The 2,800-nt window shown below is 65.5% G+C and carries 2 protein-coding genes and 1 pseudogene; all 3 read left to right on the top strand.

What is annotated here, in order from left to right; translation table 11 throughout:
• Positions 1-1,315: mechanosensitive ion channel domain-containing protein (locus G3446_RS26215; protein WP_164456601.1), on the top strand; the 1,315-nt coding region annotated here is incomplete at its 5' end.
• On the top strand, positions 1,312-2,622 hold the full coding sequence (locus tag G3446_RS26210; RefSeq protein ID WP_164456600.1) for an alpha/beta hydrolase: 1,311 nt from the start codon (positions 1,312-1,314) through the stop codon (positions 2,620-2,622). The genes G3446_RS26215 and G3446_RS26210, both read left to right, overlap by 4 nt.
• Positions 2,623-2,725: 103 nt before the next feature.
• Positions 2,726-2,800, top strand: a pseudogene (locus G3446_RS28520) (transposase); the annotation flags it as partial.

Genomic DNA, 2,800 nt, shown 5'->3' with positions numbered 1-2,800 from the left:
CTACCCGATCGTGATGATCATACTGGCATGGTCCGGCTATCTGTACACCGCCACAGTGGAATCCAACAACTACCTGGACTCGGTGCAGCTGATCTTGGCGGTGGTGCTGTTGGAAGCGCTGGCCCTGCGCTGGCTGCTCGTGGTGCGCCGACGACTGTCCTATGAAGCGGCTCTGGAGCGGCATCGAATGGCCTCGGAAACCGCCCAATCAGCGCCGCGGGAGCCAGGGAGGGAGCCGGGCGGGGAGGCTGCGGAGCCGCACTTCGAGGAGCCGCAAGCGGAGCTCTCCACACTCAGCGCCGACACCCGCGCACTCATCCGCTTCAGCCTCGCTTTCGTCGCTGTGATCGGCTTCGTGCTGATCTGGTCCGACACCCTGTCGGCATTGCGCGTATTCGAGGATCAGGTGCTCTGGAGCAAGACGGTTTCAGTGGGCGGCGAACAGCAGCAACGGCCCGTCACCTTGCTGCATCTGGGGCTCGCCCTGCTCTTCGCCGCCGGCACCTGGGTCCTGCTCAGGCGGCTGCCGTCGCTCTTGGAGATCATCCTGTTGCGGCGCTCTGCACTGTCTGCCGCGGACCGTTACGCGGTCACGACCCTGACCAGCTATGTCATCGGGGCGATGGGCATTTTGCTGGTGCTGGGCACCCTCGGCGTGAGCTGGATGCACCTGCAGTGGATGGCCGCGGCACTCAGCGTCGGCATCGGCTTCGGCCTGCAGGAGATCGTCGCCAATTTCGTCAGCGGCCTGATCATCCTATTCGAGCGCCCAATCCGCCTCGGCGACACGGTCACGGTGGGCGATACCGACGGTGTGGTCACCAAGATCCGAATCCGCGCCACGACCATCCGCAACTGGGATCGCAAGGAGCTGCTGGTACCGAACAAGGAATTCGTGACCGGTCGGCTGCTGAACTGGTCTCTATCGGATCCCGTCACCCGCATCGTGCTGGTGGTTGGCGTCGCCTATGGCAGCGACGTCGAGCAGGCGTCGGCGATCATGACAGGCATCGCAGAGGCACACGAGCATGTCATCGATGAGCCGCCGCCAGTCGTGACCTTCGACACCTTCGGCGACAACGCGCTGACCCTGACTCTGCGCGCCTTCGTCGACTCCGTCGATGTGCGCATGAGCACCATCTCAGCGCTGAATCGGGCCATCAACCAGGCCTTCGCCGAGGCGGGTATCAGCATCGCCTTCCCGCAGCGGGACCTGCATCTGGATACGACCCGACCGCTGCAGATCGAGCTGCGCAGGTCGGCGACGACACCGGACGCGCGAGCCAAACGAACAACAGCTGGAGACGCGCGATGACGCCATCCTCAACAGCTGGCTTTGCCTGCCTCATCCTCGGCACCCTGGCTCTCGCCGGATGCGCCAGCAACAAGCCGCCCGCCGATCAGGTCTTTCTGATGCCGGCCCCGGCGGTCTACGGCGAAGGCCGCATCGACCCTTTCGGCAGTAGCTCCGTTTCCGCCGATCGCCCGCCGCCTTGCATTCTCTACGCAACCGATCGGGCACCGACCACGGAGCCGGAGCGTTTCGCCTACTACAGCGACGAACGGGCGAACGTGCTGCGCCTCGGCGAGGCCTGCATCGAGCCGGCAGGCGACCAAGCTCCGAGCTGGGCAGAGCTGCGCCGCATCTCGCTGCTCAAGGATCGCAGCGACCGCTACCCGTTGCAGGTCGGGAGCGTCGATGAATTCGGCATCTTCAAGCGCAGCGTACCGCCGTTCGCCAGCGGGGTTGAGCGCTCTCCAGTGCCTGGCGAGCGCTTCGCCGCCGCGCTCGATGCCCGCCTGGCCGCCGCTGCCACCAAGGACGTCTACATCTACGTGCACGGCTACAAGGTGGACTACGAGAATCCGGTCCTGGTCGCCGCCGAGTTGTGGAACTTCATGGGTAACGACGGCGCCTTCATCGCCTACAGCTGGCCCTCGACCCGCAAGACGCTGGCCTATTGGTCCGACCTGGACGACGCCCTCAACTCGGCCCGCGGCCTGCGCATGCTCATCGCCTTCCTGGCGGAGCACAGTGATGCAGAAAACATCCACGTGATCGGTTACAGCGCCGGGACGCGCCTGGTGGCGCGCATGCTGGCCGATCTTGGCATGTACAGTCGCTTCATGAGTGAAGATGAGATTCGTCGACGGCTCCGGCTCGGGCATGTGATCCTGGTCGGCAGCGACGTCGACCGCGGCGTTCTCGGCGGCTATGTGCTCGACGGCGCACTGCGCGTGCCCAAGTCGCTGACGCTGTACCAGTCCTCCGCGGATTCCGCCCTCAGCCTGTCGAAGCTGGTGTTCCGCCGACAGCGCGCCAGTGAGGCGCTGATCGGCGAGATGGCCACGGAGCAGGCAAGCCGTTTCCTAAGCAGCCACCCGAGGCTTCGCGTGATCGACGTCAGCAACGCGGAAGGCGCGGTCAGCGGCAGCGGCCATGGCTACTTGCGCGAAAGCCCTTGGGTCAGTAGTGATGTGGTCCTGAGCCTGGGCTACGACCTGGCGCCGCAGGAGCGCGGACTCGTGCGTGATCCGGGCAGCCCGGTCTGGACCTTCCCGGACGACTACCTCGACCGCGCGGGGGCGGCGCTGGATCGAGCCAAGCCGGTGGCGCTGTAAGCGAGCAGGGAGAGCAGGGAGGGGTCAGCAGCAGGGAGGGGTCAGTTCTCGCAGGGAGGGGTCACAGGGAGGGGTCAGTTCTCGCATCGTTGCGTTTTTCGCGATGGCAAGGCCATTACGCATCGAGTTTCCCGGAGCGCTCTACCACGTGACATCGCGTGGGGACAGGCGCGAGCCG

The sequence above is a fragment of the Thiorhodococcus minor genome (assembly GCF_010820565.1).
GTDB lineage: Bacteria > Pseudomonadota > Gammaproteobacteria > Chromatiales > Chromatiaceae > Thiorhodococcus > Thiorhodococcus minor.
The sequence above is the reverse complement of the archived record's forward strand: the minus strand, read 5'-3'. Positions and strand labels throughout refer to the sequence as shown.